Origin of the sequence: Streptococcus sp. HMSC034E03 (genome assembly GCF_001811505.1) — a bacterium.
In the GTDB taxonomy this organism is placed as follows: Bacteria; Bacillota; Bacilli; order Lactobacillales; family Streptococcaceae; genus Streptococcus.
Map to the genome: position 1 here is coordinate 92,570 of NZ_KV804982.1, position 22,549 is coordinate 115,118.

Genomic DNA, 22,549 nt, shown 5'->3' on the forward strand with positions numbered 1-22,549 from the left:
ATGGAAAATCTTGTTGTCTATAAAGGAATACCTTGCAAACTATTAGCTGCAGAGGAACCATTTCCTACAAGACTACAAATTCTCTCACCTGATTCTATTCCTCAAGCCCTTAAAGAAGGTTTTAGCTGTTGGGGTTATCCAACTGAAATCATGAAAGAAGTCACACCCGAAGAACTAGAGTGTTTGCAACATTTCGGACGATTTCCACTGAATTGAAAAAATAGGAGAAAATAATGGCATTTGAAAATTTAACAGAACGTTTGCAGAACGTCTTTAAAAACCTACGTAAAAAAGGAAAAATCACAGAAAGTGATATCCAAGAAGCAACCAAAGAAATTCGTCTGGCTCTTTTAGAAGCCGACGTTGCTTTACCTGTTGTCAAAGACTTTATCAAGAAGGTTCGTGAACGTGCCATTGGGCATGAAGTCATTGATACCCTCAATCCAGCTCAACAAATCATCAAGATTGTCAATGAAGAATTGACAGAAGTTCTTGGCTCAGACACTGCTGAGATTATCAAGTCACCAAAAATCCCAACTATTATCATGATGGTCGGTTTGCAAGGGGCTGGTAAAACAACTTTTGCAGGTAAACTTGCCAATAAACTCAAAAAGGAAGAGGATGCTCGTCCTTTGATGATTGCGGCCGACATCTATCGTCCTGCAGCTATTGACCAGCTTAAAACACTAGGACAACAAATTGATGTTCCTGTCTTTGCTCTTGGAACTGAAGTTCCTGCAGTGGAGATTGTTCGCCAAGGTTTGGAGCAAGCTAAAGCCAACCATAACGACTATGTCTTGATTGATACGGCTGGTCGTTTACAAATCGACGAGCTTCTCATGAATGAGCTTCGTGATGTTAAAGCTCTTGCTCAACCAAATGAAATCCTTCTCGTCATCGATGCTATGATCGGTCAAGAAGCTGCTAACGTTGCGCGAGAATTTAACGCTCAATTAGAAGTTACCGGTGTCATCCTTACCAAGATTGACGGGGACACTCGTGGTGGTGCTGCCCTTTCTGTTCGTCACATCACTGGAAAACCTATCAAATTCACTGGTACTGGTGAAAAGATTACTGATATTGAAACCTTCCACCCTGACCGCATGGCCAGCCGTATTCTCGGTATGGGAGATATGCTGACTCTGATTGAGAAAGCTTCCCAAGAATACGATGAGCAAAAAGCCCTTGAAATGGCTGAAAAGATGCGGGAAAACACTTTTGATTTCAACGATTTCATCGATCAGTTGGATCAAGTGCAAAATATGGGGCCAATGGAAGATTTGCTCAAGATGATTCCTGGTATGGCCAACAATCCTGCCCTTCAAAATATGAAGGTGGATGAAAAACAAATCGCTCGCAAACGTGCTATCGTCTCATCTATGACTCCTGAAGAACGTGAAAATCCAGATTTGCTCACTCCAAGCCGTCGTCGTCGTATTGCAGCTGGTTCTGGTAATACCTTTATCGATGTCAACAAGTTCATCAAAGACTTTAACCAAGCCAAACAACTCATGCAAGGTGTCATGTCTGGTGACATGAACAAGATGATGAAGCAAATGGGCATCAACCCTAACAACCTTCCTAAAAACATGCCTGGTGGCATGGATATGTCAGCCCTTGAAGGTATGATGGGACAAGGTGGTATGCCGGATATGTCTGCTCTTGGAGGAGCCGGAATGCCTGATATGAGCCAGATGCTTGGTGGAGGTCTCAAGGGTAAAATCGGTGAATTTGCTATGAAGCAATCCATGAAACGCATGGCCAACAAAATGAAAAAAGCTAAGAAAAAACGCAAATAAAAAAGGACTCAATTGAGTCCTTTTTTTATTGTTCTTTTCTAAGTTTCTCCAAGGTTTGCTTGAATATTTCTGGAATATCAGCAGTAAATTCCATAGTTTCACCAGTTCTTGGATGGGTAAATCCTAGCGTCTTTGCATGGAGAAATTGCCCATGTCCCTTTAGGGTTTTACGAGGACCGTATACCTCATCACCAGCGACAGGATGACCGATATAAGCCATGTGCACACGGATCTGATGAGTTCGTCCTGTTTCCAGTTGCAATTCTAGCAAAGTATAATCACCAAAGCGTTCTAAGACTTGGAAACGTGTCACTGCTGCTTTCCCTTTGGCAGTAACAGCTTGTTTCTTACGGTCTTTTTCGCTACGTCCAATCGGCGCCTCAATGACACCTCGGTCATTTGGAAGATTACCATGAACAATAGCCCAATATTTTCGGAGAGATTTCTTGTCTTTCAATTCTTGAGCCAGGGCCATGTGAGCTTCATCATTTTTAGCAATCATGAGAAGTCCAGATGTATCCTTATCGATACGGTGAACAATCCCTGGACGCAGCACACCATTGATACCAGAAAGATCCTTGATATGATACATAAGAGCATTCACCAAGGTACCACTGGTATGACCAGCACTTGGATGAACGACCATCCCTTGAGGTTTATTAACTACTGCTACGTCCTCATCTTGGTAAATAATTTCTAAAGGAATATCTTCAGCTACATACTCCAAAACCTCTGGTTCGGGAACTTGATAGGTGATGACATCCCCCTCTTGGACCGTATACTTGGCTTTCTTAAACTGGCCGTTGACCAAGACTTGACCTAACTTGATTTGTTCGTTAGCAAGACTTCGCGACAATTCTGTCAGATCTGACAAAGCCTTGTCTAAACGTACTCCGCCTCTTTCAACTTTAATTTCCATTCATTTCCTCTTTTAGCATTGCAAGCAATAACAAAACGACCCCTACTGTCAGATAACTATCAGCCACATTGAAAATCGCAAAATTGATAAAGTCTAAGTGAAACATGTCCACGACAAATCCTTGACTAACACGATCGATAAAGTTTCCCAGACCACCTGCAATAATCAACATTAAACCAAGTACCGTCCAGACGGAATCTTCTATATGCTTGTGCAAATACCAGATAGCCCCTGCCATAACTACTAGAGTAATCACCGCAAAAAACCACTGTTGATCTTGAAGCATAGAAAAAGCTGCCCCCCTATTTTGCAGATAGGTTAAACTAACTAGATTTGGGATCCATGATTTGATTTCACCAAGAGCAATATTCTGAACGACATAAGACTTTACCAATTGATCTAAGACAATCAAGGCTGCTATAATCCCTGCTACTATTCCTCTTTTTTTCATGCTTTCCTCTTCTGATCAAAATACTCTTGCATGACCTCTACAAATAAAGTCCCTGCTTGACTCAAGTCTACTTCCTCACGTTTCACATAAACCATACGATTATTGAGATTATCATCTAATGGAATAACCGTAATTCCGTTGACACTATCGCTATCCAAGAATCCAGAACCAGTCGCATAAGCATTTGTTCTTTCAAGAATCCCATTTAAAGTAGCACGGTCTGTTACGTTAAACATTTGAGAGCTCGCACTTGTATCAACAAAGTTCTCTGAGTAATAAAGATACTCATCCTTTTCTTGCGTGAATCGAACCGTTGGTAAATCTGCCAAATCCTCCATAACCAACTCTTTTTTCTTAGCTAAGGGGTGACCTTCACGTAGATAAATGTGCGTTTGGAAAGAGATCAACTCAATTACTTCAAGACCTAATTTTTCAATCCGCTGCATGATACCTTTTTGGTTTTGATTGTTGAGGTAAATAATCCCAATCTCACTATGTCCTTGGGCTACTTCGTCCAAAATCTGAACAGTTGTAGATTCAAAAATACGAAAATTCTTATAGTCAGGATATTGTTGCGAAAAAGCTGTAATGGTTGGTGGCAAGAAATCATAGTGCTGGCTGGCTATTGAAAACTCATCTTTCTCCTCTTCAGGATTAGCATACTGGTTCTGGAAAACATCAAATCCCTTAACCAACTCTTGTGCCTTTTCATAAAATTCCATCCCACGACGTGTAAGAAAAGTTCCTGAACTGGTTCTACGAAAAATCTTGAAGCCAAGCTCTTTTTCCAAGTCTCTTACAGAAATAGATAGACTGGGTTGGCTAACGTACATCTTCTCAGCCGCTTCACGAAAAGTACCACTATTTGCAATAGCAACAACGTAGCGTAATTGTTGAATATTCATGATTTCTCCTTCGTTTTCTATCTTATCATTATACCATAAATAAAGCCTATCCAACAAAGGAAAATTATGTGTCCTAGACTTCTTAGCAAAGTAAACAAAAAACACCTTTAAAGCTAGACCCAAAATCCAACTAAAAAGGGGTGTTATCAAATGCGATTATTTAGCTGCTGCGTAGAGTTCGTCTACTTTATTCCAGTTGATAACTGAGAAGAAAGCTTTGATGTAGTCAGGACGAACGTTGCGGTATTTCACGTAGTAAGCATGTTCCCAAACATCCAAGCCCAAGATTGGTTTTTTACCTTCTGAGATAGGTGTGTCTTGGTTTGCAGTTGAAGTCACTTCAAGCTTACCTTCTTTGTTAACAACCAACCAAGCCCATCCAGAACCAAAACGAGTTGTTGCTGCTGCAGTGAAGGCTACTTGGAATTCTTCGAATGAACCGAATGTTGCATCAATTGCTGCTACAAGTTCTGCTGAAGGAGCTGTTTTTTCAGGAGTCATCAATTCCCAGAAAAGAGCGTGGTTCAAGTGTCCACCACCATTGTTGATAAGCGCTTGACGGATATCAGCTGGAATAGATTCTACGTCAGCAAGCAATGCTTCAAGGTCTTCACCGATTTCAGGGTGTTTTTCAAGAGCTGCATTAGCGTTATTTACATATGCTTGGTGGTGTTTGTCATGGTGCAAATGCATTGTTTCAGCATCGATGTATGGTTCCAAAGCGTCGTATGCGTATGGAAGATCTGGTAAGATAATAGCCATCTGTAATACCTCTTTTTCTTTCTATATAAAAATGATAACGTAAACATCTCGTTTTTTCAAGTTATTTGCTCAATTTGACTGACTTGCAATCTGTAATAAGGCCTTCTCAAATAGGTAGCTTTTTTCATAAACTCCTGTCTTAATTTGATAGTCTGTTTGGATCAGATAGCGAATAGAATCTTGCAAGAAATTCAAGGATAAGCCTCGCGTATCTCGAAGGGCAAACTTGATTTGATAGGGATTAGGATTACGACCTAGATAGTGCCCTAAACTGCTAACCATCTGGGACTCCGTCTGACCTGACTCTGCCAAAATCTTGACTTGTGTATAGAGTCTAAACTGCCCCAGCATAATGGCAATCAGTTTGATCTCGTCTTCACCCTGCAAGGTCAAATCTTTTACCAAATCTCGCGCCTGATCAATCTTTTTAGCGAGGATAAGCTGAGTTAAGTCAAAGATATTATCCTGCAAAGTCTTTGGTATAGCTTCAACAATGTCTTCTTCGGAAATACGGTCATCATCCTTATAAGACTGTAAGAAGAGTAGGTTTTTCTGAATTTCACTGAATTGAAAACCTGATTTGATAAGCAACTGTTCGAAGGATTTTCCATCAAAGGAAAGTCCTTGTTCCTGAGACCACTTTTGAAAATAAGCTCGCAACTCTTGCTCTTTAGGTTCAAGAGCCTCAAACACAGTTGCATCTCTCTTGAGTAATTTGACCAACCGTCTCTTACTATCTAACTTACCTTCTACGAAAATCACTAATTTGCTGGTAGGCGATGGATTTTCTAAGTATTCTTCAAAAGACTTGAGTTCATCATCAGTTAGATAACGTTTTTTTGCAGTGGTTATATCCACAAAATGATCTAGAATGACAATTTTTTCATCCGCAAAGAAAGGAAGACTGACCAGCTCTAGTTCCAAGCTTTTGTAGTCTACTTCTTTCATATCAAAATAAGCAAAGTTCAAATCAGCAGAATCGTAGCCGATTTGCTTTAGCACCTGAGTTTTCATGACTTCATACTGTCCTTGATCAACGCCTGTAAACAAGGTCAAACTAGGTAAGTTTGATAAAGATAGCTTTTGGCTTTCTTCTATAGCTAGCATCTTCTCTCCTTTCTATTCGATAAATTCATTTCTCTAATCAATATAATTCAATTTACCACGGAAATCTTCAAGGCTTTCATAACCTTTTTCCGCCATGATTTCTTTGAGTTCCTTGGTAATACGCTCAAAAGCAGCTACTCCTTCTTTATGAAGGGTAGTTCCTACTTGCACCATACTGGCACCACATAGGATATGTTCAAAGGCATCACGTCCTGTTAATACTCCACCAGTTCCGATGATCTGAATTTCTGGATTCAAGCGTTGATAAAAAGCATGGACATTAGCAAGGGCTGTTGGTTTGATGTATTCTCCACCAATCCCACCAAAGCCATTCTTAGGACGAATCACGACTGACTCATCTTCTATATAAAGACCATTTCCAATAGAGTTGACACAATTGACAAACTTGAGCGGATATTTGTTAAAGATCGCTGCAGCCTGGTCAAAATGAACAATATCAAAATAAGGTGGAAGCTTAATTCCTAATGGTTTTGTAAAATACTCAAAGACTTCTGACAAGATACGATCTGTAGTTTCAAAGTCATAGGCAATCTGAGGTTTACCAGGAACATTTGGACATGAGAGATTGAGTTCAGTTAGACCACGAAAATCACTCTCTTGAACCTTTTTCAAAATGGTATGAGTTTCCTCTGGAGACATTCCAACTAATGATAAAAAGAAGGTACGGTTCGGTTCCTTTTCTTGTAACTCTAAAAGATAGTTTAAGTAATAATCTAAACCATTATTTGGTAGCCCCATAGAGTTGATAGAACCGAGTGGAACATCTTGATAACGTGGTTCTGGATTTCCCTGACGAAATTCCAAGGTTGCTGTTTTAGTGACAAAGGTTCCTGCTGCTGAGTTTTTGACACCTTCCAACTCCTCAACTGTCATACAAGCAACTCCTGCCGCATTCATCAAGCAATTGTCAAACTCAAAACCAGCAATCTGTGTTTTAGTTGATACCATGATTCTGTTCCTCCAGATTCCTTTTTATGTCTATTATTATACCATACTTTGACTTTTGCTTTTCAATAAAACCATTTCCATAGAAAAGGTTCGTTTTTTAGCATGTTTTGAATCAGTCATTTTAAATTGAAAGAATTTTTAGAAAATTTATGTTTTTTTCTTTACACTGAAAAAATTTTCTGCTATAATGTCTCATGTAATAAAATATGACAACAAAAAGGAGAACGATATGACATCTGCTAAAGAATATATCCAAAGCGTGTTTGAAACTGTAAAAGCTCGTAACGGGCATGAGGCTGAATTTCTCCAGGCGGTTGAAGAATTCTTCAGCACTTTGGAGCCTGTCTTTGAAAAACACCCTGAGTATATTGAAGAAAATATCTTGGCACGTATCACAGAACCTGAGCGCGTGATTTCTTTCCGTGTTCCTTGGGTTGACCGTCATGGAAAAGTTCAAGTTAACCGTGGTTACCGTGTTCAATTCAACTCAGCTGTTGGACCATATAAAGGCGGACTTCGTTTCCACCCAACTGTAAACCAAGGGATCTTGAAATTCCTCGGATTCGAACAAATCTTTAAAAACGTTTTGACTGGACTTCCAATCGGTGGTGGTAAAGGTGGATCAGACTTCGATCCTAAAGGCAAAACTGATGCTGAAGTGATGCGCTTCTGCCAAAGCTTCATGACTGAATTGCAAAAATACATCGGACCATCTCTTGACGTACCTGCTGGTGATATCGGTGTCGGTGGACGTGAAATTGGTTACCTTTACGGACAATACAAACGCCTCAACCAATTTGATGCTGGTGTCTTGACTGGTAAACCTCTTGGATTTGGTGGTAGCTTGATCCGTCCAGAAGCGACTGGTTACGGTTTGGTTTACTACACTGAAGAAATGCTCAAAGCAAACGGAAACAGTTTTGCAGGTAAGAAAGTGGTTATTTCAGGTTCTGGTAACGTTGCTCAGTTTGCCCTTCAAAAAGCAACTGAACTTGGTGCTACAGTTATCTCTGTATCTGACTCGAATGGTTATGTCATTGATGAAAATGGTATCGACTTCGACCTTTTGGCAGATGTTAAAAACAACCGTCGTGCTCGTTTAACTGAATACGCTGCAGAAAAACCTACTGCTACTTACTATGAAGGTTCTGTATGGACTTACACTGGTAACTATGACATCGCTCTTCCATGTGCGACTCAAAACGAAATCAACGGAGAAGCTGCGAAACGCTTGGTTGCTCAAGGAGTTATCTGTGTATCTGAAGGTGCTAACATGCCTAGCGACCTTGAAGCTATCAAAGTCTACAAGGAAAACGGAATCCTTTACGGACCTGCTAAAGCTGCCAATGCTGGTGGTGTAGCTGTATCTGCTCTTGAAATGAGCCAAAACAGCCTTCGTCTTTCATGGACACGTGAAGAAGTTGACGGTCGCTTAAAAGATATTATGACTAACATCTTCAACACAGCTGAAACAACTGCAGAAACATACGGTCTTGGTACTGACTACCTTGCAGGTGCAAACATTGCAGCCTTTGAAAACGTAGCAAACGCTATGATTGCACAAGGGATTGTTTAATTTCAAGTAACTACTTAACTCCTCACTCCTGTGAGGAGTTTTTTCTTATACAATAAAAAAGACCTATCCGAATAGATAGATCTTTATTTTCTTATAATTTACCTGCTACCGCATCCAACAATTCTTGGATTTTTGCTTGGTTGCTTCCTCCTGCCATGGCCATGTCTGGTTTACCACCACCACGTCCATCGACGATTGGAGCTAATTCTTTAATCACATTACCTGCATGCACTTCTTTTGTCTTGCTGGCTACAAGGACATTGACCTTGTCACCAATGGCTGCGACAAGAACAAGCACATCTGAGTAGTCTTTTTGTTTCCAGTTATCTGCAAAGGTACGAAGGGCACCTGCATCTGAAACAGAAACTTGGCTTGCAATATAACGGTGGCCATTTGCTTCTTGAACATTCTTGAAGACATCGCCTGCTGCCGCTGCTGCTGCTTTTTCCTTCAATTCTGCATTTTCTTTTTGCAATTGACGGAGTTGTTCTTGAAGTCCTTCAACCTTGTGAGGTACTTCTTTGAGTTGAGGAGCTTTCAAGGTTGCTGCGACTGCTTTCAGTGCATCTTCTTGTTCACGATAAGCTTCAAAGGCTTCCTTACCAGTCACTGCCAAGATACGACGAGTTCCTGATCCGATTCCTTCTTCTTTGACAATCTTGAAGAGACCGATTTCAGAAGTGTTACCTACGTGAGTACCACCACAAAGCTCTACTGAGTAGTCACCAATGGTCACAACACGAACTTCTTTACCATACTTCTCACCAAAGAGGGCCATAGCTCCCATTTCTTTGGCTGTGTCAATGTCTGTCTCAACAGTCTTAACTGCGATGGCTTCCCAGATCTTCTCATTGACTTGTTGCTCAATAGCACGCAATTCTTCTGGAGTTACGGCTTGGAAATGGGTGAAGTCAAAGCGAAGGAATTCTACTTCGTTGAGTGAGCCTGCTTGAGTAGCATGGTGGCCAAGGATATTGTGAAGGGCCGCATGGAGCAAGTGAGTTGCTGTGTGGTTCTTCATGACACGGTGACGACGATTGCTATCGATGGCCAAAGTGTATTCTTGGTTCAAAGCAAGAGGAGCAAGAACTTCAACGGTGTGCAATGCTTGTCCATTTGGTGCTTTTTGAACGTCTGTCACAGTCGCTACTACGTTTCCTTGAGCATCCAAGATTTGACCGTGGTCAGCTACTTGTCCACCCATTTCAGCATAGAATGGTGTTTCTGCAAAGATAAGAGATGCAGTTCCTTCTGTTACAGCTTCTACTTCTGCATTATCCGCTACGATAGCCACCAACTTAGAAGACAATTGGCTAGCATTGTAGTTGAAGACACTTTCTACAGTGATGTTTTGAAGGGTTTCGTTTTGCATGCCCATAGATCCGCCTTTGACAGCAGACGCACGCGCACGTTCTTGTTGTTCCTTCATGGCTGCTTCGAATCCTTCACGGTCTACAGTCATTCCTGCTTCTTCTGCGATTTCTTCTGTCAATTCCACTGGGAATCCGTATGTATCATAGAGTTTAAAGACATCTTGACCAGCAATGACAGATTGACCTTTTTCTTTCAAGTCAGCTACGATGCCTTGGGCAAAGTGTTGACCTGAGTGAAGAGTACGGGCAAATGATTCTTCTTCGCTCTTGACGATTTTTTCGATAAAGTCACGTTTTTCAAGCACTTCTGGGTAGTAGCTTTCCATGATTTTTCCAACAGTTGGAACGAGTTTGTAAAGGAAAGGCTCGTTGATACCCAATTTTTGACCGTGCATAGAGGCACGACGAAGGAGACGACGAAGGACATAACCACGACCTTCATTTCCTGGAAGGGCACCATCACCGATGGCAAATGAAAGTGAACGGATGTGGTCAGCGATGACCTTAAAGCTCATGTTGTCGCCATCTTGGTCATAGACCTTACCAGACAATTTCTCCACTTCACGAATGATTGGCATGAAGAGGTCTGTTTCAAAGTTAGTCTTAGCACCTTGGATAACCGCTACCAAACGCTCCAAACCAGCGCCCGTATCAATGTTCTTGTGTGGCAATTCCTTGTATTCACTACGAGGAACAGCAGGGTCTGCGTTAAATTGTGACAAAACAATGTTCCAGATTTCGATATAACGGTCGTTTTCGATATCTTCTGCAAGCAGACGAATACCGATATTTTCCGGGTCAAAGGCTTCCCCACGGTCAAAGAAAATCTCTGTGTCTGGTCCAGACGGTCCCGCACCGATTTCCCAGAAGTTGTCTTCGATTGGAATCAAGTGACTTGGATCCACTCCCACTTCAATCCAGCGGTTGTATGAATCTTTATCTTCTGGATAGTAGGTCATGTAAAGTTTTTCAGCTGGGAAATCAAACCATTCAGGACTTGTCAAAAGCTCATAAGCCCAAGTGATGGCTTCGTCACGGAAGTAATCACCGATTGAGAAGTTCCCCAACATTTCAAACATGGTATGGTGACGCGCAGTTTTCCCTACGTTTTCGATATCGTTGGTACGAATAGCCTTTTGAGCATTGGTAATACGTGGATTTTCAGGGATGATGGTCCCGTCAAAGTATTTCTTAAGGGTTGCTACCCCAGAGTTGATCCACAAAAGAGTTGGGTCATTTACCGGAACCAAACTTACTGATGGTTCTACAGAGTGACCTTTGGTCGCCCAGAAATCAAGCCACATTTGGCGTACTTGTGCACTAGATAGTTGTTTCATATTGTCTCCTTATTTACTTGTTTAATGTGATTGGCTTTCCAGCATCTCCACATAGTCAATCGCAACACAGAGGGAAATGACTAGGTCTGCATAAGCGTCCTCAAGGACCGTTACAGTGTAGGTAGAGGTCAGATGGAAGAGTTCCTTCTTAATTTCCGCAATCAACTGATCGCGATCATCCAGCAATTTGAAATCCAAATCCCAGATATTGCCCTCGATACGAAAACCTAAATTATCAAACTCATACTTATCTCGCCAGAAGGTCAACTTCTTACGAATGACAAAACTCGAGCCATCCCTAAGCTGAATCTCAAAGCGAGGAAGCAAGGTCAAGATTTCTTTACTGATCTGACTGACCTGTTCACCATTAGCATCATAGATGGTAAAGGTTTTGGGAATCTTAAAAAATGATCCCTCCACCTGATAGGCGATTTCTCCCCTGTCATCCTTGATAGCGAAGCGTTCGCCTCCAAGACGAAACTTTTGTTTTACAAGAAATGTTTTCATCAACACCTCCAAAAAATCAAAAGACAAGCTCATATCACGAAGGGCGAAAAACCGCGGTACCACCTTCATTCAATGAACTTGTCATTCTCTTGTTCTTATTATGCAATTGTTAAATTGAGTAGCATGAGTTTCTAGCTTAGATGGCTCGCAGCACCGCCATTTCTCTGGACTAAGACAAGTGAAAATCAATTCTCAACTTTCTTATTATATCGTTTTTTTGAGTTTGAGTCAACTGATAAACAAAGACTCATAATCTCATGAAATGTTTCAGTAGCAATCTAGACCTATCAATAAAGGTATACATTATTGACGAAGTAAGTCAAGCATTTCTTTATTGAGTGTTTGATAACAAGAGAAATAGCTATCATCAATCTCAAATGTATCTTGTAAAATAAAGCGTAAGGTATCTATTGTCTGTTGCAATTTTCTAGAATTGACTAGTTTACTATCAATCTCTGACAAGCCATGTGCCACCTTATTTCTCTCACCATTCAAGCTATTTATTAGCTTTATCGACTTAAGTAATTCAAGAGAAACTTGATAATAAGATAGAATATTTTCATAAGACAAGAGATTTAAGGTTGACTGAGGTGAATAGATTCTTTCCTTCTCATCTTTTATACCCTTGGCTTTCTTAAATTCTACGTCAATGAAGTCTAAAATAGCTTCAAAATCCTTGTATTCTTCATTTAACTTTGGAAAAGTCCCATCATATTTTATCAATTCTGGATAATCTTTCTTTATCTTCTCCTCGATGATAAATTCAACATAAGACTTTGATTTGATTAAGACATCAGCAACCTGCCCTCTTTCTTTCAAAACTTCAATCATTAAAAAGTAATTAAGAGCTTTTTTCTCAACTTCTGTAAGTGAATATCCCTGAATATCTTTTAAAATCGCTTGAGTTTTAAATACTTTTACAAAATCATTTAATATGACTCTTAAACGATATAACTTTTTCTTAGAGAGCAATTTATTGTATTCTTTCCTAGCGACTAATTCTTGTGCAGCAATATAATCATAAGAAGAGATTAAATTTCTTAAATATCGTTTGATTAGAGACTGATTAAATTTCTCTGCTTCATCTTTGATTGTACGGTTTTCGTAATCTTTTTGGTTATCTTGATTTTCGTCAAATAGCCTTTGTTCGTCTTCACTTGAAAGTGGCACATACTTTCTATTTGCTGATTTGTTTGGCGTTGCAACCTGTATAGCTTGCGTATTATAATCATTAATTCGATTCAAAGCAAATAAAGCAGAAATAATCTGAGGTGTCCCTGAGGAGAGATTTAAGATTAATTGATGATCTGTTCCAGAATATTTTTCGATAATCTGCCCCATCACTTCATACATTTTATCAAATAGATAGACTTCATCATTTTTCAATATGATTGATTCAATAACCACTTTAGGATGATAACCCTCTATTGAACATAATGCTTTCTCAACTAGATCATTTTTTACTAACATTTCTTCACTATAAACCAAAACAATCTGTTCAGGTCTGTAAGTTCGAGCAATATGTAATAAAGCTGCATCTCGATTATAACTTATCGGATCTGTCGTTCCAACTGCTGAAATTAAAATTTCCAAAATATTCTACCTCTCATTATTTCAGTAATTCTAATAATTCCTTATTTAATCCCTTGTAAAAATTAAAATCCTTCTCGGTGAGTTGATACTGTTCCTTAACTAGCCCTTTTAAGGTTTTTAGAACAGGACCCATCTGTTTTAAGTCTTCAGCTTTTATAGAATCTAATCTATGGGCTACTGTATTTCGTGAAGTGTTCATGTTGATCATTGGTTTAATTTGATTATATAAAGTCCACTCTTTTTTTTCTTTAAGAATTTTACTATAATCCCAAATTCCCAAGAAATATTTTTCTGATTCATCTACATATCTATCCAATAATCCTGGATAACGGTTATCAATATAATCTTCCAAGATAAATTCAGTCAAGGTTTTAATTCTAATGAGTCCTTCACTGAAATTCCCACGTTCTTTTTGCAATTCAATTGTTAGATAAGCATTGAGAACCTTCTTCTTCTCATCACTCCATTTTCTATTTTTAAAAGTTTGGGGAATATCTTGTCTATCTAGCGCATCTACAATATCTTGCAATTTTTTACGCGCTTCTTTCAAACCAGAAAAATCTGGTAATTGATTTGCTAACTCTAAACTAGCTTTATAATCATATTTCGTAATAAAATCACGAATAGTTTTCTTCATTAAATCCTGACTAAATTTCTCCGCACTATCTTCCAAAGTACGATCCACAAACTGATCGGTACTATCTTCATTTAATGAAATCAAATCATCAATATCTTCACTTATATCATGTTTATCTCCTATATTTGGCCCCTTTTGTGGAGAAGCAACTTGAACTGCTTTGACATTTATACCACTCAAACGATTGATAATAAAAAGAGCAGCGCATATCTGTGGTGTTCCACTAGAAAGATTCAAAATAAATTCATCTTCTTTTGAGTAACATTCATTAATTATTTTTGAGAATTCATCATACATTTTATCGAAAATAAAGACATCCTCACCAATAATTATTTTTTCATGAATAATAATTTCTGGTCTATAGTTTTCAGATATAGAGAAAAGAACTTTATTATTTCGCTCTTTATTAGGAAGCATCTTATCAGAATACACAATAATAATTTTATCTGGACGATACTTTCTTGCAATATGAACCAGAGCACCATCATGAAATCCTCTAATCGGATCGGAATCACTAACAGCGGATATCAAAATTTTCATTGTAAAATCTCCCTAATCATGAAATTAGCTTTCCCCATTTCATAGAAGGATTCATTATTCATTATCAGTTTACGAGTTGCTTGTGTTGTTTTAACACTTTTCATTGGTGCTTTTGTAAGCTTTAACACACCTTTACCCTTCATCTTAGTTTGTACCGGTTTCTTGTGGCGGTCTTGTATGATTCCATTTGCTTGTTTAAAAATTGTTTTTGTCCAAGCTCCACTACCAGCACCCAAGTATATAGGATAGTCAATATTATCTTGGATCTTATCTTCCGGAAAATCTTTTAGGAAAAAGTTTTTATAACCCTTATAAAACTCTAGTGCCTTATCTTCAAATTTTTCAATTAAAGTTGCCGCTTCTGCTGTCGTTGTGGTAATTGTAAACTCTACTTTAGTCAAAGGAGCAATAGCTTCTCGGTATAGAGGTAAAGGTTTTACTTTTAGCAACTTGGCTGAGCAGTCCCATTTTTGAACTAAAATAAGACTCTCATTACTAAATGGTTTGCTATCACTAACACGAATGGCATTAAATAAGTCATTGAATTCTTTACCTTTCTTAGCTCCCCAGGAGATCATATTTTTATTTTCCTTAGGACGTTTACCACGAGTATCAACCACCTTTTTATTGTTCCAGTCAGGATTTGTGTTCATTAGAATAGTTCGAATAGCACCCTTTAATGAACTTCCAGGAATGTATGGAGTCCCAAACGGGTCTCTCATAAACTTTACTACTTCATTAATAGCACCTAATTTGGAATCATTATCATTCTCTTCAGTTTCCAAACCTGTCTCTTTAATTCTATAACCACCAAAATCACGGTCAGAAATACGGTTATCCAGTAAAAAGGAAATCAAACGATTATTACTTGCTCTTGGCTTTCTCTCTTGTAAGAAGCGCTCAAACTTCTGATCATAACCTTTCTCCACCATTCGATTATAAAACTTACCCATATCAGGGAAATAAAAGTACCCATTTTCATAGATAAATTCACGAGAAGTGTACTTATCACCACTGCCAATATGGATAGGAGCCATAGAAAGAAGGCTGAATTGAAAAGTTCTATATTCTGTTTTCATCTTTCTCCCTCCATCTTAAAAAATAGTGGTTTAGCATAATTTAATACTTCATGTGGAAAATCAAGAGGTCTTACATCCACAATCTGTCCTGTAAAGGTTTTAGAGAAAGTAGAGCCAGAAGCAAACTTATATAAATCCTGCTTACGGTAATTTTCATTGGTTTCTGTACTAAAAGCAAAACCACTTGATTTACTTAGTAAATAAGAACTAGCTTCCATTGTGTTTTTAAGTTCATGTTCAACCGGTAGTGAAGTTGTCAAAGTCATGACAGGTCCTTGATGGACCTTGGTAAGACGATTTTTGAAGCCATCTGGTAAATCTAATATAGTCAAATCAAATTGTCCATAGCCACTAGAACGCTTCCCACCAATTCCTGTATACTGCAAGCTTGTCATGAGTTCATTCAAGAGCTCAGACTCGTTTGCAATCACATAAAGTGAAGAGTCATCTCTAAATCTAACAGTAGAAACTTGATAAAGAGCCCCATCCACATGAGGTTGATTTTTTGTGACAACATTTGTTACTACGTGTTCTTCATCTTTAAAAAGCGTTCCATTTACATAAGAATCAAAATTATCCAAAGGGATAAACTGAAGTTTCTTTGCCATTTTTGCTTGACGTCTTACTTCCTTGACATCCGTTGTTAAGTCTGGCTGTTCAAACTTTGGAAATCCTATTGGCTTAGGTAAAAATGGACTTGACAGATAAGGAAAGGCATCAGTCAAAACAAATTCATCTTGACCCGCTATTGACACGAATTCCTCCATTTTTCCCATTTTTTTTGCCTCAATAGCTAAGGCAGAAAATAATCGGTCAGCTGCAAAAGTCATTTTAGAACTATCCAGAGTACCTGCACCAAAGTGAGCAGTATGGAAGTTCATAATATACATCTTATAGGTCATACTAGACCTCCGTAGTTAAAAGTTCATTCAATCTACTAACATCATAGTTTCCGAAAACTGTATTTGCTTTAAGATCCTCAAAAACAACTTTACCATATCCACGAGAGCCTGAACCACCTAAATAATCAAGTTCCAACAGTTTTAATCCATCAAAAATCACTTTAAAGTCTTCTTCTACTTGAGCTTGACTCTTGTCTGTCACCTCATAGATCAGCTCAAATCCAAAGACACTGTCTCGGATGGCACGTTCAATTTGTCTTGGATTTGCTTCAGCAGTGATACGGTCAATCGTATTTTCAAACTTAACTTCAGTATAACTTTTGACATCTCGTGAATCTAAATCATCTTTGTTAGTTAGAAAGGCATCTCTAAAAATAAGTCTTCCTACTTTATAGTTTTTGTCTGAACTATTCCCAAAGAGACGACTAATAATTTCCCCATCGTCTCCTGGTTTTTCTGCTAATGTAGTATTATATACTTTTGCTAGAAGGGTACGCATTTTCCCTTTGATACTAGATCCTGGAATAATGGGTAAGTTCGTAATTGGATCTTTAATCACAGGTGAGTCCGTAGCACCAATCGCTGCAAAAGCATTGCTTGTCCCAATATGAAGTCCTGTTTCTAGACGAATTTGTCCTGTTACTTGAATTTTTGCAAATGCCATTAATCTTTTCCTCCATAAAATCTGAAATAAGCTACTAGCGCTTCCATATAGCGGCAAAAACGTTGGAGACTTTCCTTATTGTTTATTTCTTTTAGTATGTCTAGAATTTCAGCCTTTTTTACCAAGTCTTTAACCGAAGTTTCTCGGCCCGATTGATAAACAAACTGCACTCTTAAATAGGCAATTTTGTCAGCCAAATCCTTGTACTCTCTAACCTTACTTTCATCAAAGAGGGTACTAGTCAAATTTAATAGGTTTCGAATTTTACTAGTTGTTAAAATAAATAACTTTGGGTCCCTTTTATTACGATTCAAAGATTTAATAACCTTTTCTGCCTTATCTACGTAATTATCATCTGTTAAAATTGCCATCTATGAATCCTTTCTAATCTCATAAATATATAGAAGTAAAGCTATCTCTGCTTCCTTACGTTCATTGTCGCTACCTGTATACCAAGAAAAGAATAAATCTTTAAACTTTCTAAACTCTTCTTTTTTGTCTTTAGGTGTCTGGTCTTCCAAACGAGTCAAATAATAGGCTAATCGAGCAATATTCATACGATCGTAGTTACGAAGGAGCTCAATCAGTCTGTATACAAAACTCTTTCCGCGCTCATCTTGAATATTAAAGTAGTAACGAATACTCTTAAGTTTTCCATTATAAACATTGTTAATGAATTGGTCGAACTTCAAGGTATAATTTTTTTCAAAAAGGGAAATACTATCCTTGTCGTTATCCTTGGCTGCTCCTTCTAACTTACCAGTTTCTTCAGCCATGAGGCTAACTGGAGTCTTATCTGGAAAGAGTCCGATCCCTGCTGATAGGGTTAATTTGCCATTTGTCCACTTGATAAAGTTTTGTCGGAGACAAATAGTAAACTCAATAATATCCTGCCAAGAACCAATAGCAAATACATCATCTCCACCGGCATAGATGATTGATAGTTTTTTCTCTTTGGCAAACTGGTTGATATAGACCTTAAAGAAGAGACTCATACTTCTAGAGAAGGTTGCCGAGCGTGCCAGAGTATTATACTTGCCACCATCTTGATAGGAGAACCCAGCCATAAAGGCTGCTCCTAGGTCATCCACATCTAGTCGAACGACTGCCAGACGCTTGATACCTTGACCAGACTCCTGAGATAGTTTAGCATACTCATAAATCTCATCATACTTGTAATCTCCGACAAAGACATGGGTTGCTTTTAGGATATCTGTACTATAGCTATTCTTGACATAAACACGATCCCACTCTTCATTAGCGAGGTCGGCTTTGGAAATACCACTAATATAGGCTCCCGGACCTATCGGGAGGCCTTTTTCTTTTGTGACAATATAGTAGCTTTCTTGTATTTCCTTGGCAAAGCGATACATTCCAGCACAGATATGGCAGACCTCTTGATCTTTATACTTGGTAAGCTTTTCGACTGAGTGGCAAATAGCACATTCTCTCTGGGAACTTTTTCCTCCTTGGTTGAGTTCAAGGAGAGTTTTGGCATCATAACGAGAAATTTTCTTTTGGGAAATCATCCGACTAGTTGTTTGATAGACTTTTCGATAGTCGGCCAGTGTCGTTGTCATATCATTGGCAGAAAACGGACTCCAACCAAATGCTACGTATAAACCTGTCTGGAAGTGCTTGACCAAAAACTGATTGAATTCTGCTTCAAAGTTAGCCAAGGTTTCTCTAGTTTTTTCAGTGTTTGGAAGGATAAAGTAGGCGTGCCCACCACCGACGTAGAGGAGATTAGCCCTCGTAAGCTCTAACTTCTCCAGTAAGCTGTCAGCGATATGTTCCCCCATAAAATCTAAATACAAGGAACGTGCTTTTAGTTGCTTGGCTGCACCAGCTGTTGCGATATTGTAAATAAAATCCTGAATCCCTGACAAGTCAAAACTTGCTAATAAAAAGGCCTTCTCGCTATAAAAAGCTTCTAAATCTTGCCCCAGTACCTTCTCATAGTCACGGCAATTCTTGTCTGCTAAATAGTTTTCTATAGCTAGGGCAAAGCCAGCTGTCAGACGACTGTAGGTTGCTAGAGAAATATCTGATAATTCCTTGGTCCTTGTCGAAACAGGCACATAGGAAAGAGTAGACTCAAGAAGATTCAAAAGGGTATCTATCTCAGACTGGCTAAAGTCCAATCTCTCAAACTCTTTTTCTAAGGTCTCTACTATCAAGTCATAGTCTGACTGGTCAGACGGCTCACTCGATCCCTTAGCATAGTTTGGTTCCCCGTCAAGCTCTAATAGTCGTGCATCGAGATAACGCTGACTAGGGCTATCTGAAAATACATTGAAGATATCCGATTGTTTGCTTAGGAAATCTTCTTTTCCTTCATGAATTCTTGCTACCCCTTTTAGGCCTGAAGCAATCTTTGCAGCAGCTGACGTGATATAGACCAAACTATCAGGAGCTAAATCCGTCGGCAAATCACTAGAAGTCGCCTTGGCTATCTGCTGGGCTATTTTTTCATTATCCGAAAAGCGTTTAAACCATTCGGACCCAATGGTACCCAGGTCTTTCTCATCATACCTGGAACCTTGAATCACCTTGCCGATGGCGTGCAAAAGCGATCCATAAACTAAATCAATCTTTTCTTTCTTCAAGTTCTAAACCTCCCATCCCTAAGCTAGTTTTCATACCGAGACCTGAGTACTCTCCAAATTTTAGAAGCATATTAGCGTATGCTTTCAAGGTATTTGGACCTGTAATCTTAAAGGTCAGTCTCCCCCTGAATCCAGGGATTTTTTTACCATGGACTTTAAAATAGCTGGATTCCAATCTATAGCCGGTAATTCTACTATGCTTGACCAAGTAGTCCAGGGTTTCCTCTTCGATGTCCTGACGATTCTCGACCAGACGTGCATACTTCATCATCAAACTCTGAAAGATGAGACGCATGGTCGGAAAGAGTACGTACTCTCCTTGGGAGCGAAATCCTGTCGGAGTTTGAAAATGAATAGTAAAGAGTGACCGATCTTGGTTTTCATTAAAGAACTCAAAGAGTTGCTCTGAACTGAGATCTTGCATGGAGAAAGATTCCACCATGAGAGTCGGCAAATCATGAAGTTCTACTTTCTTGAGCTCCAAGAGAACAGGCAAGATCTGCTTGACAGCCTCATCCGTCAGGAGATGAAGGGACCATAGGGTCTTGTCCTTTTGATGGATGATTTTTAGTGAGTAGGGGTTGGTCTCCTGCTCATGTAGCCAAGTCACATAGTCTGGTTCTAGTTTTTCCATGAGAAAACCTTGGAATTTTGTCGACAGGTCGCTCGGTGATTGTTCAATCCGCTTAAATGATAGTTCGATGCGTTTCATATGCCTCCTTTATTAATACAATTGCGCTTTTGCTTTCTCATGAGCGCTTTTTTCTTTTACTTTTAAAATCCTTTCCCCTTATGAAACTGTCCCCTCGCGAGGTAGATAGGTAGCTATACCCATAAAAAAAGACTACATAAGCCGAATAGACAACAGTTTCCGGCCACTTCCGAGGTAGATAGGTAGCTATACTGTCAAAGATTGGCTAGAAAAAGGTAAAGACGGAAAGTTTCCGGCCCCTCGCGAGGTTGACAGGTAGCGATACAGACGTACAGGTATCGCAAAGAATACGATGGCAAAACCGAGTTTCCAGCCCCTCTCGAGGTAAAGTGGATGCTATGCACAAAGGTCTTGATGTTTCTATTTATGCAAAACCTGAATTGTTTCCGGCCCCTCGCGAGGTAGATAGGTAGCTATACCGAACGATATTCGACCGAAGCAGGCACAGGCTGAAGGTTTCCGGCCCCTCGCGAGGTAGATAGGGAATTATACAACTGGATGGGTTAAGTATTACGATAATTGGTGTTAGTTTCCGGTCCCTCGCGAGTAGATAGATGCCTATACAAAATGGTGCTGATGTTTATGTTTCTTCAAAAAAATTGTTTCCGGCCCCTCTCGAGGTAGATAGGTTCTTATACCTGACCAAATTTCATGTGCTGAACATTCTGAATATGCCCCACAGTTTCCGGCCCCTCGCGAGGTAGATAGGGAATTATACTGAACTCGGATTCTTCTCTCACGTTGTAGGAAATGGGTTTCCGACCCCTCTCGAGGTAGATAGGGAGATATACCTATACTCTAAACCCTGATATGAATGTCATCAGATACGTTGGTTAGTTTCCGGCCACTTGAGAGGTAGATAGGTTCTTATACTTTTAAATGGAACTATATGAAGTTTTCGACCTGAAAGAGTTTCCGGCCCCTCGCGAGGTAGATAGGTTCTTATACGGTTGAAAAAGGGTTCGAACGTTTCTTGCCAGCACGTTTCCGGCCCCTCGCGAGGTAGATAGGTAGCTATACTATTGTAGCACTTATTGGTCGTACAGTACGTAAACCGTTTCCGGCCCCTCGCGAGGTGAATAGGCTGTTCTACATTATGAGGGTATTGAAGTCGAGGAGGTGGAGTGATGAAGGTTTCCGGCCCCTACCGAGGTAGATAGGTTCTTATACGCTAAAGAACTTGTACAACAGGGTGATATCTGGTCGTTTCCGGCCCCTCTCGAGGTAGATAGGTTCTTATACCGAATAAGGTCGCTCGCATGGCTCTGACGAATCAGTTATTATTCCCGGCCCCTCGCGAGGTGGATAGGTTCTTTTACCCTAGGTTTAGAAAAGAATATTGATGTCTCAATTTATGCGTTTCCGTCCCCTCTCGAGGTGAATAGGATGTTTTACACCCAACCATCACTACAAAAGATAAAGAAGCTTTCGTTTCCGGCCCCTCCCGAGGTTGATAGGGGGCTATACTATGCAACAGTGAACGAAAGTCCAGAACTACAAAAGTTTCCGTCCCCTCTCGAGGTAGATAGGTTCTTATACCCCAAGCAAAGAAGAAAAAGACTTCACTAAGAACTTCATGGGTTTCCGGCCCCTCTCGAGGTAGATAGGTATCTATACGAACTTAAAGATGAATTAACAAGACTAAACCCTAAAAGTTTCCGGCCCCTCGCGAGGTAGATAGGTATCTATACTTGGAGTAAAAGGAACATTTGACGCTGACTTCTAGTTTCCGTCCTCTCGCGAGGTAGATAGGTAGCTATACGCATTATATGGATATGTTAAATCTATCAAAAGAAGAGTTTCCGGCCCCTCTCGAGGTAGATTGGTAGCTATACGACAACGACTCGTAGACTGGGTTTCCAACCCCTCGCGAGGTAGATAGGGAGCTACACTATCGGGAACATCTACGAAAATCCAGAACTTTTGGGGTTTCCGGCCCCTCTCAAGGTAGATAGGTGGATATACCGAAAGTGAGCGTGTTGCAATTATCGTTCAGACAGAGTTTCCGGCCCCTCGCGAGGTTGATAGGTAGCTATACTCTAGGTTTGGGAGTTACTAACGTACACGCAGAGGAAGTAGTTTCCGGCCCCTCTCGAGGTAGATAGGTA

General features: G+C 39.7%; 19 protein-coding genes. 3 read left to right on the forward strand and 16 right to left on the reverse strand.

All coding sequences use genetic code 11. The features are described 5' to 3' along the window. Both HMPREF2805_RS05245 and ffh read left to right on the forward strand, forming a co-directional pair. Entirely contained in the window at positions 1-216 is a 216-nt protein-coding gene (locus tag HMPREF2805_RS05245; RefSeq protein ID WP_075231684.1) for a 2-oxoglutarate:acceptor oxidoreductase, read from the forward strand. 17 nt (positions 217-233) lie between these two features. Continuing rightward, positions 234-1,799, forward strand: a complete 1,566-nt coding sequence (gene ffh, locus HMPREF2805_RS05250) for a signal recognition particle protein (RefSeq protein WP_075231685.1) — start codon at positions 234-236, stop codon at positions 1,797-1,799. A gap of 25 nt (positions 1,800-1,824) precedes the next feature. Here ffh and HMPREF2805_RS05255 read toward each other — a convergent pair whose 3' ends face one another. The 6 genes from HMPREF2805_RS05255 to HMPREF2805_RS05280 form a co-directional block, all read right to left on the reverse strand. After that, positions 1,825-2,718, reverse strand: a complete 894-nt coding sequence (locus tag HMPREF2805_RS05255; protein WP_075231686.1) for an RluA family pseudouridine synthase — start codon at positions 2,716-2,718, stop codon at positions 1,825-1,827. Continuing rightward, complete coding sequence (lspA, locus tag HMPREF2805_RS05260) at positions 2,708-3,169, reverse strand: signal peptidase II (RefSeq protein WP_075231687.1); 462 nt, start codon at positions 3,167-3,169, stop codon at positions 2,708-2,710. The genes HMPREF2805_RS05255 and lspA overlap by 11 nt, the downstream gene beginning before the upstream one ends. Then, positions 3,166-4,074 carry a LysR family transcriptional regulator gene (locus HMPREF2805_RS05265; protein WP_075231688.1) on the reverse strand — a complete coding sequence of 303 codons (909 nt, stop codon included), beginning with the start codon at positions 4,072-4,074 and terminating at the stop codon, positions 3,166-3,168. Before HMPREF2805_RS05265 ends, lspA begins: the two co-directional genes overlap by 4 nt. 156 nt (positions 4,075-4,230) lie before the next feature. After that, complete coding sequence (gene sodA / locus HMPREF2805_RS05270; RefSeq protein ID WP_075231689.1) at positions 4,231-4,836, reverse strand: superoxide dismutase SodA; 606 nt, start codon at positions 4,834-4,836, stop codon at positions 4,231-4,233. Positions 4,837-4,905: 69 nt separating this feature from the next. Beyond that, positions 4,906-5,943, reverse strand: coding sequence for a DNA polymerase III subunit delta (holA, locus tag HMPREF2805_RS05275; RefSeq protein ID WP_075231690.1), 1,038 nt, complete (start codon positions 5,941-5,943; stop codon positions 4,906-4,908). Positions 5,944-5,976: 33 nt separating this feature from the next. Then, a complete protein-coding gene (locus HMPREF2805_RS05280) occupies positions 5,977-6,912 on the reverse strand; it encodes a dihydroorotate oxidase (protein WP_075231691.1) in 936 nt (311 codons plus the stop codon). A gap of 229 nt (positions 6,913-7,141) precedes the next feature. On the opposite strand from HMPREF2805_RS05280, the gene gdhA reads away from it, so the two are divergent. After that, a complete protein-coding gene (gene gdhA, locus HMPREF2805_RS05285) occupies positions 7,142-8,488 on the forward strand; it encodes an NADP-specific glutamate dehydrogenase (RefSeq protein WP_075231692.1) in 1,347 nt (448 codons plus the stop codon). A gap of 91 nt (positions 8,489-8,579) precedes the next feature. On the opposite strand, the gene alaS is transcribed toward gdhA, so the two are convergent. The 10 genes from alaS to cas6 all read right to left on the reverse strand — a co-directional run bounded on the left by alaS (position 8,580) and on the right by cas6 (position 20,441). Further along, complete coding sequence (gene alaS, locus HMPREF2805_RS05290; RefSeq protein ID WP_075231693.1) at positions 8,580-11,198, reverse strand: alanine--tRNA ligase; 2,619 nt, start codon at positions 11,196-11,198, stop codon at positions 8,580-8,582. Positions 11,199-11,219: 21 nt separating this feature from the next. Continuing rightward, the gene (locus tag HMPREF2805_RS05295; protein ID WP_075231694.1) at positions 11,220-11,705 is read right to left on the reverse strand and encodes an LURP-one-related/scramblase family protein; all 486 of its coding nucleotides are present in this window, start codon (positions 11,703-11,705) and stop codon (positions 11,220-11,222) included. A gap of 303 nt (positions 11,706-12,008) precedes the next feature. Then, the gene (gene csm6, locus HMPREF2805_RS05300) at positions 12,009-13,298 is read right to left on the reverse strand and encodes a type III-A CRISPR-associated CARF protein Csm6 (protein ID WP_075231695.1); all 1,290 of its coding nucleotides are present in this window, start codon (positions 13,296-13,298) and stop codon (positions 12,009-12,011) included. A gap of 16 nt (positions 13,299-13,314) precedes the next feature. Next, positions 13,315-14,475: a type III-A CRISPR-associated CARF protein Csm6 gene (csm6, locus tag HMPREF2805_RS05305; RefSeq protein ID WP_075231696.1), complete on the reverse strand. Its 1,161-nt coding sequence runs from the start codon at positions 14,473-14,475 to the stop codon at positions 13,315-13,317. Next, positions 14,472-15,554 (reverse strand): type III-A CRISPR-associated RAMP protein Csm5, encoded by a 1,083-nt coding sequence (gene csm5 / locus HMPREF2805_RS05310; RefSeq protein ID WP_075231697.1) that lies wholly within the window; start codon positions 15,552-15,554, stop codon positions 14,472-14,474. Before csm5 ends, csm6 (HMPREF2805_RS05305) begins: the two co-directional genes overlap by 4 nt. Next, a complete protein-coding gene (csm4, locus tag HMPREF2805_RS05315; RefSeq protein ID WP_075231698.1) occupies positions 15,551-16,456 on the reverse strand; it encodes a type III-A CRISPR-associated RAMP protein Csm4 in 906 nt (301 codons plus the stop codon). The genes csm5 and csm4 overlap by 4 nt, the downstream gene beginning before the upstream one ends. Before the next feature lies 1 nt (position 16,457). Continuing rightward, positions 16,458-17,120 carry a type III-A CRISPR-associated RAMP protein Csm3 gene (csm3, locus tag HMPREF2805_RS05320; RefSeq protein ID WP_075231699.1) on the reverse strand — a complete coding sequence of 221 codons (663 nt, stop codon included), beginning with the start codon at positions 17,118-17,120 and terminating at the stop codon, positions 16,458-16,460. Continuing rightward, positions 17,120-17,491, reverse strand: coding sequence for a type III-A CRISPR-associated protein Csm2 (gene csm2 / locus HMPREF2805_RS05325; protein WP_075231700.1), 372 nt, complete (start codon positions 17,489-17,491; stop codon positions 17,120-17,122). The genes csm3 and csm2 overlap by 1 nt, the downstream gene beginning before the upstream one ends. Beyond that, complete coding sequence (gene cas10 / locus HMPREF2805_RS05330) at positions 17,492-19,729, reverse strand: type III-A CRISPR-associated protein Cas10/Csm1 (protein ID WP_075231701.1); 2,238 nt, start codon at positions 19,727-19,729, stop codon at positions 17,492-17,494. Beyond that, a complete protein-coding gene (gene cas6 / locus HMPREF2805_RS05335; RefSeq protein WP_075231702.1) occupies positions 19,710-20,441 on the reverse strand; it encodes a CRISPR-associated endoribonuclease Cas6 in 732 nt (243 codons plus the stop codon). Before cas6 ends, cas10 begins: the two co-directional genes overlap by 20 nt. Positions 20,442-22,549: the final 2,108 nt, after the last annotated feature.

Bases quoted from the DNA above. Each gene is read 5' to 3' on its own strand.
- holA (WP_075231690.1), bottom strand. From the start codon at position 5,943: ATGCTAGCTATAGAAGAAAGCCAAAAGCTATCTTTATCAAACTTACCT.
- ffh (WP_075231685.1), top strand. From the start codon at position 234: ATGGCATTTGAAAATTTAACAGAACGTTTGCAGAACGTCTTTAAAAAC.
- csm3 (WP_075231699.1), bottom strand. From the start codon at position 17,120: ATGGCATTTGCAAAAATTCAAGTAACAGGACAAATTCGTCTAGAAACA.
- csm4 (WP_075231698.1), bottom strand. From the start codon at position 16,456: ATGACCTATAAGATGTATATTATGAACTTCCATACTGCTCACTTTGGT.
- csm6 (WP_075231696.1), bottom strand. From the start codon at position 14,475: ATGAAAATTTTGATATCCGCTGTTAGTGATTCCGATCCGATTAGAGGA.
- csm5 (WP_075231697.1), bottom strand. From the start codon at position 15,554: ATGAAAACAGAATATAGAACTTTTCAATTCAGCCTTCTTTCTATGGCT.
- HMPREF2805_RS05255 (WP_075231686.1), bottom strand. From the start codon at position 2,718: ATGGAAATTAAAGTTGAAAGAGGCGGAGTACGTTTAGACAAGGCTTTG.
- cas6 (WP_075231702.1), bottom strand. From the start codon at position 20,441: ATGAAACGCATCGAACTATCATTTAAGCGGATTGAACAATCACCGAGC.
- HMPREF2805_RS05280 (WP_075231691.1), bottom strand. From the start codon at position 6,912: ATGGTATCAACTAAAACACAGATTGCTGGTTTTGAGTTTGACAATTGC.
- csm2 (WP_075231700.1), bottom strand. From the start codon at position 17,491: ATGGCAATTTTAACAGATGATAATTACGTAGATAAGGCAGAAAAGGTT.
- gdhA (WP_075231692.1), top strand. From the start codon at position 7,142: ATGACATCTGCTAAAGAATATATCCAAAGCGTGTTTGAAACTGTAAAA.
- HMPREF2805_RS05295 (WP_075231694.1), bottom strand. From the start codon at position 11,705: ATGAAAACATTTCTTGTAAAACAAAAGTTTCGTCTTGGAGGCGAACGC.
- HMPREF2805_RS05245 (WP_075231684.1), top strand. From the start codon at position 1: ATGGAAAATCTTGTTGTCTATAAAGGAATACCTTGCAAACTATTAGCT.
- alaS (WP_075231693.1), bottom strand. From the start codon at position 11,198: ATGAAACAACTATCTAGTGCACAAGTACGCCAAATGTGGCTTGATTTC.
- sodA (WP_075231689.1), bottom strand. From the start codon at position 4,836: ATGGCTATTATCTTACCAGATCTTCCATACGCATACGACGCTTTGGAA.
- HMPREF2805_RS05265 (WP_075231688.1), bottom strand. From the start codon at position 4,074: ATGAATATTCAACAATTACGCTACGTTGTTGCTATTGCAAATAGTGGT.
- lspA (WP_075231687.1), bottom strand. From the start codon at position 3,169: ATGAAAAAAAGAGGAATAGTAGCAGGGATTATAGCAGCCTTGATTGTC.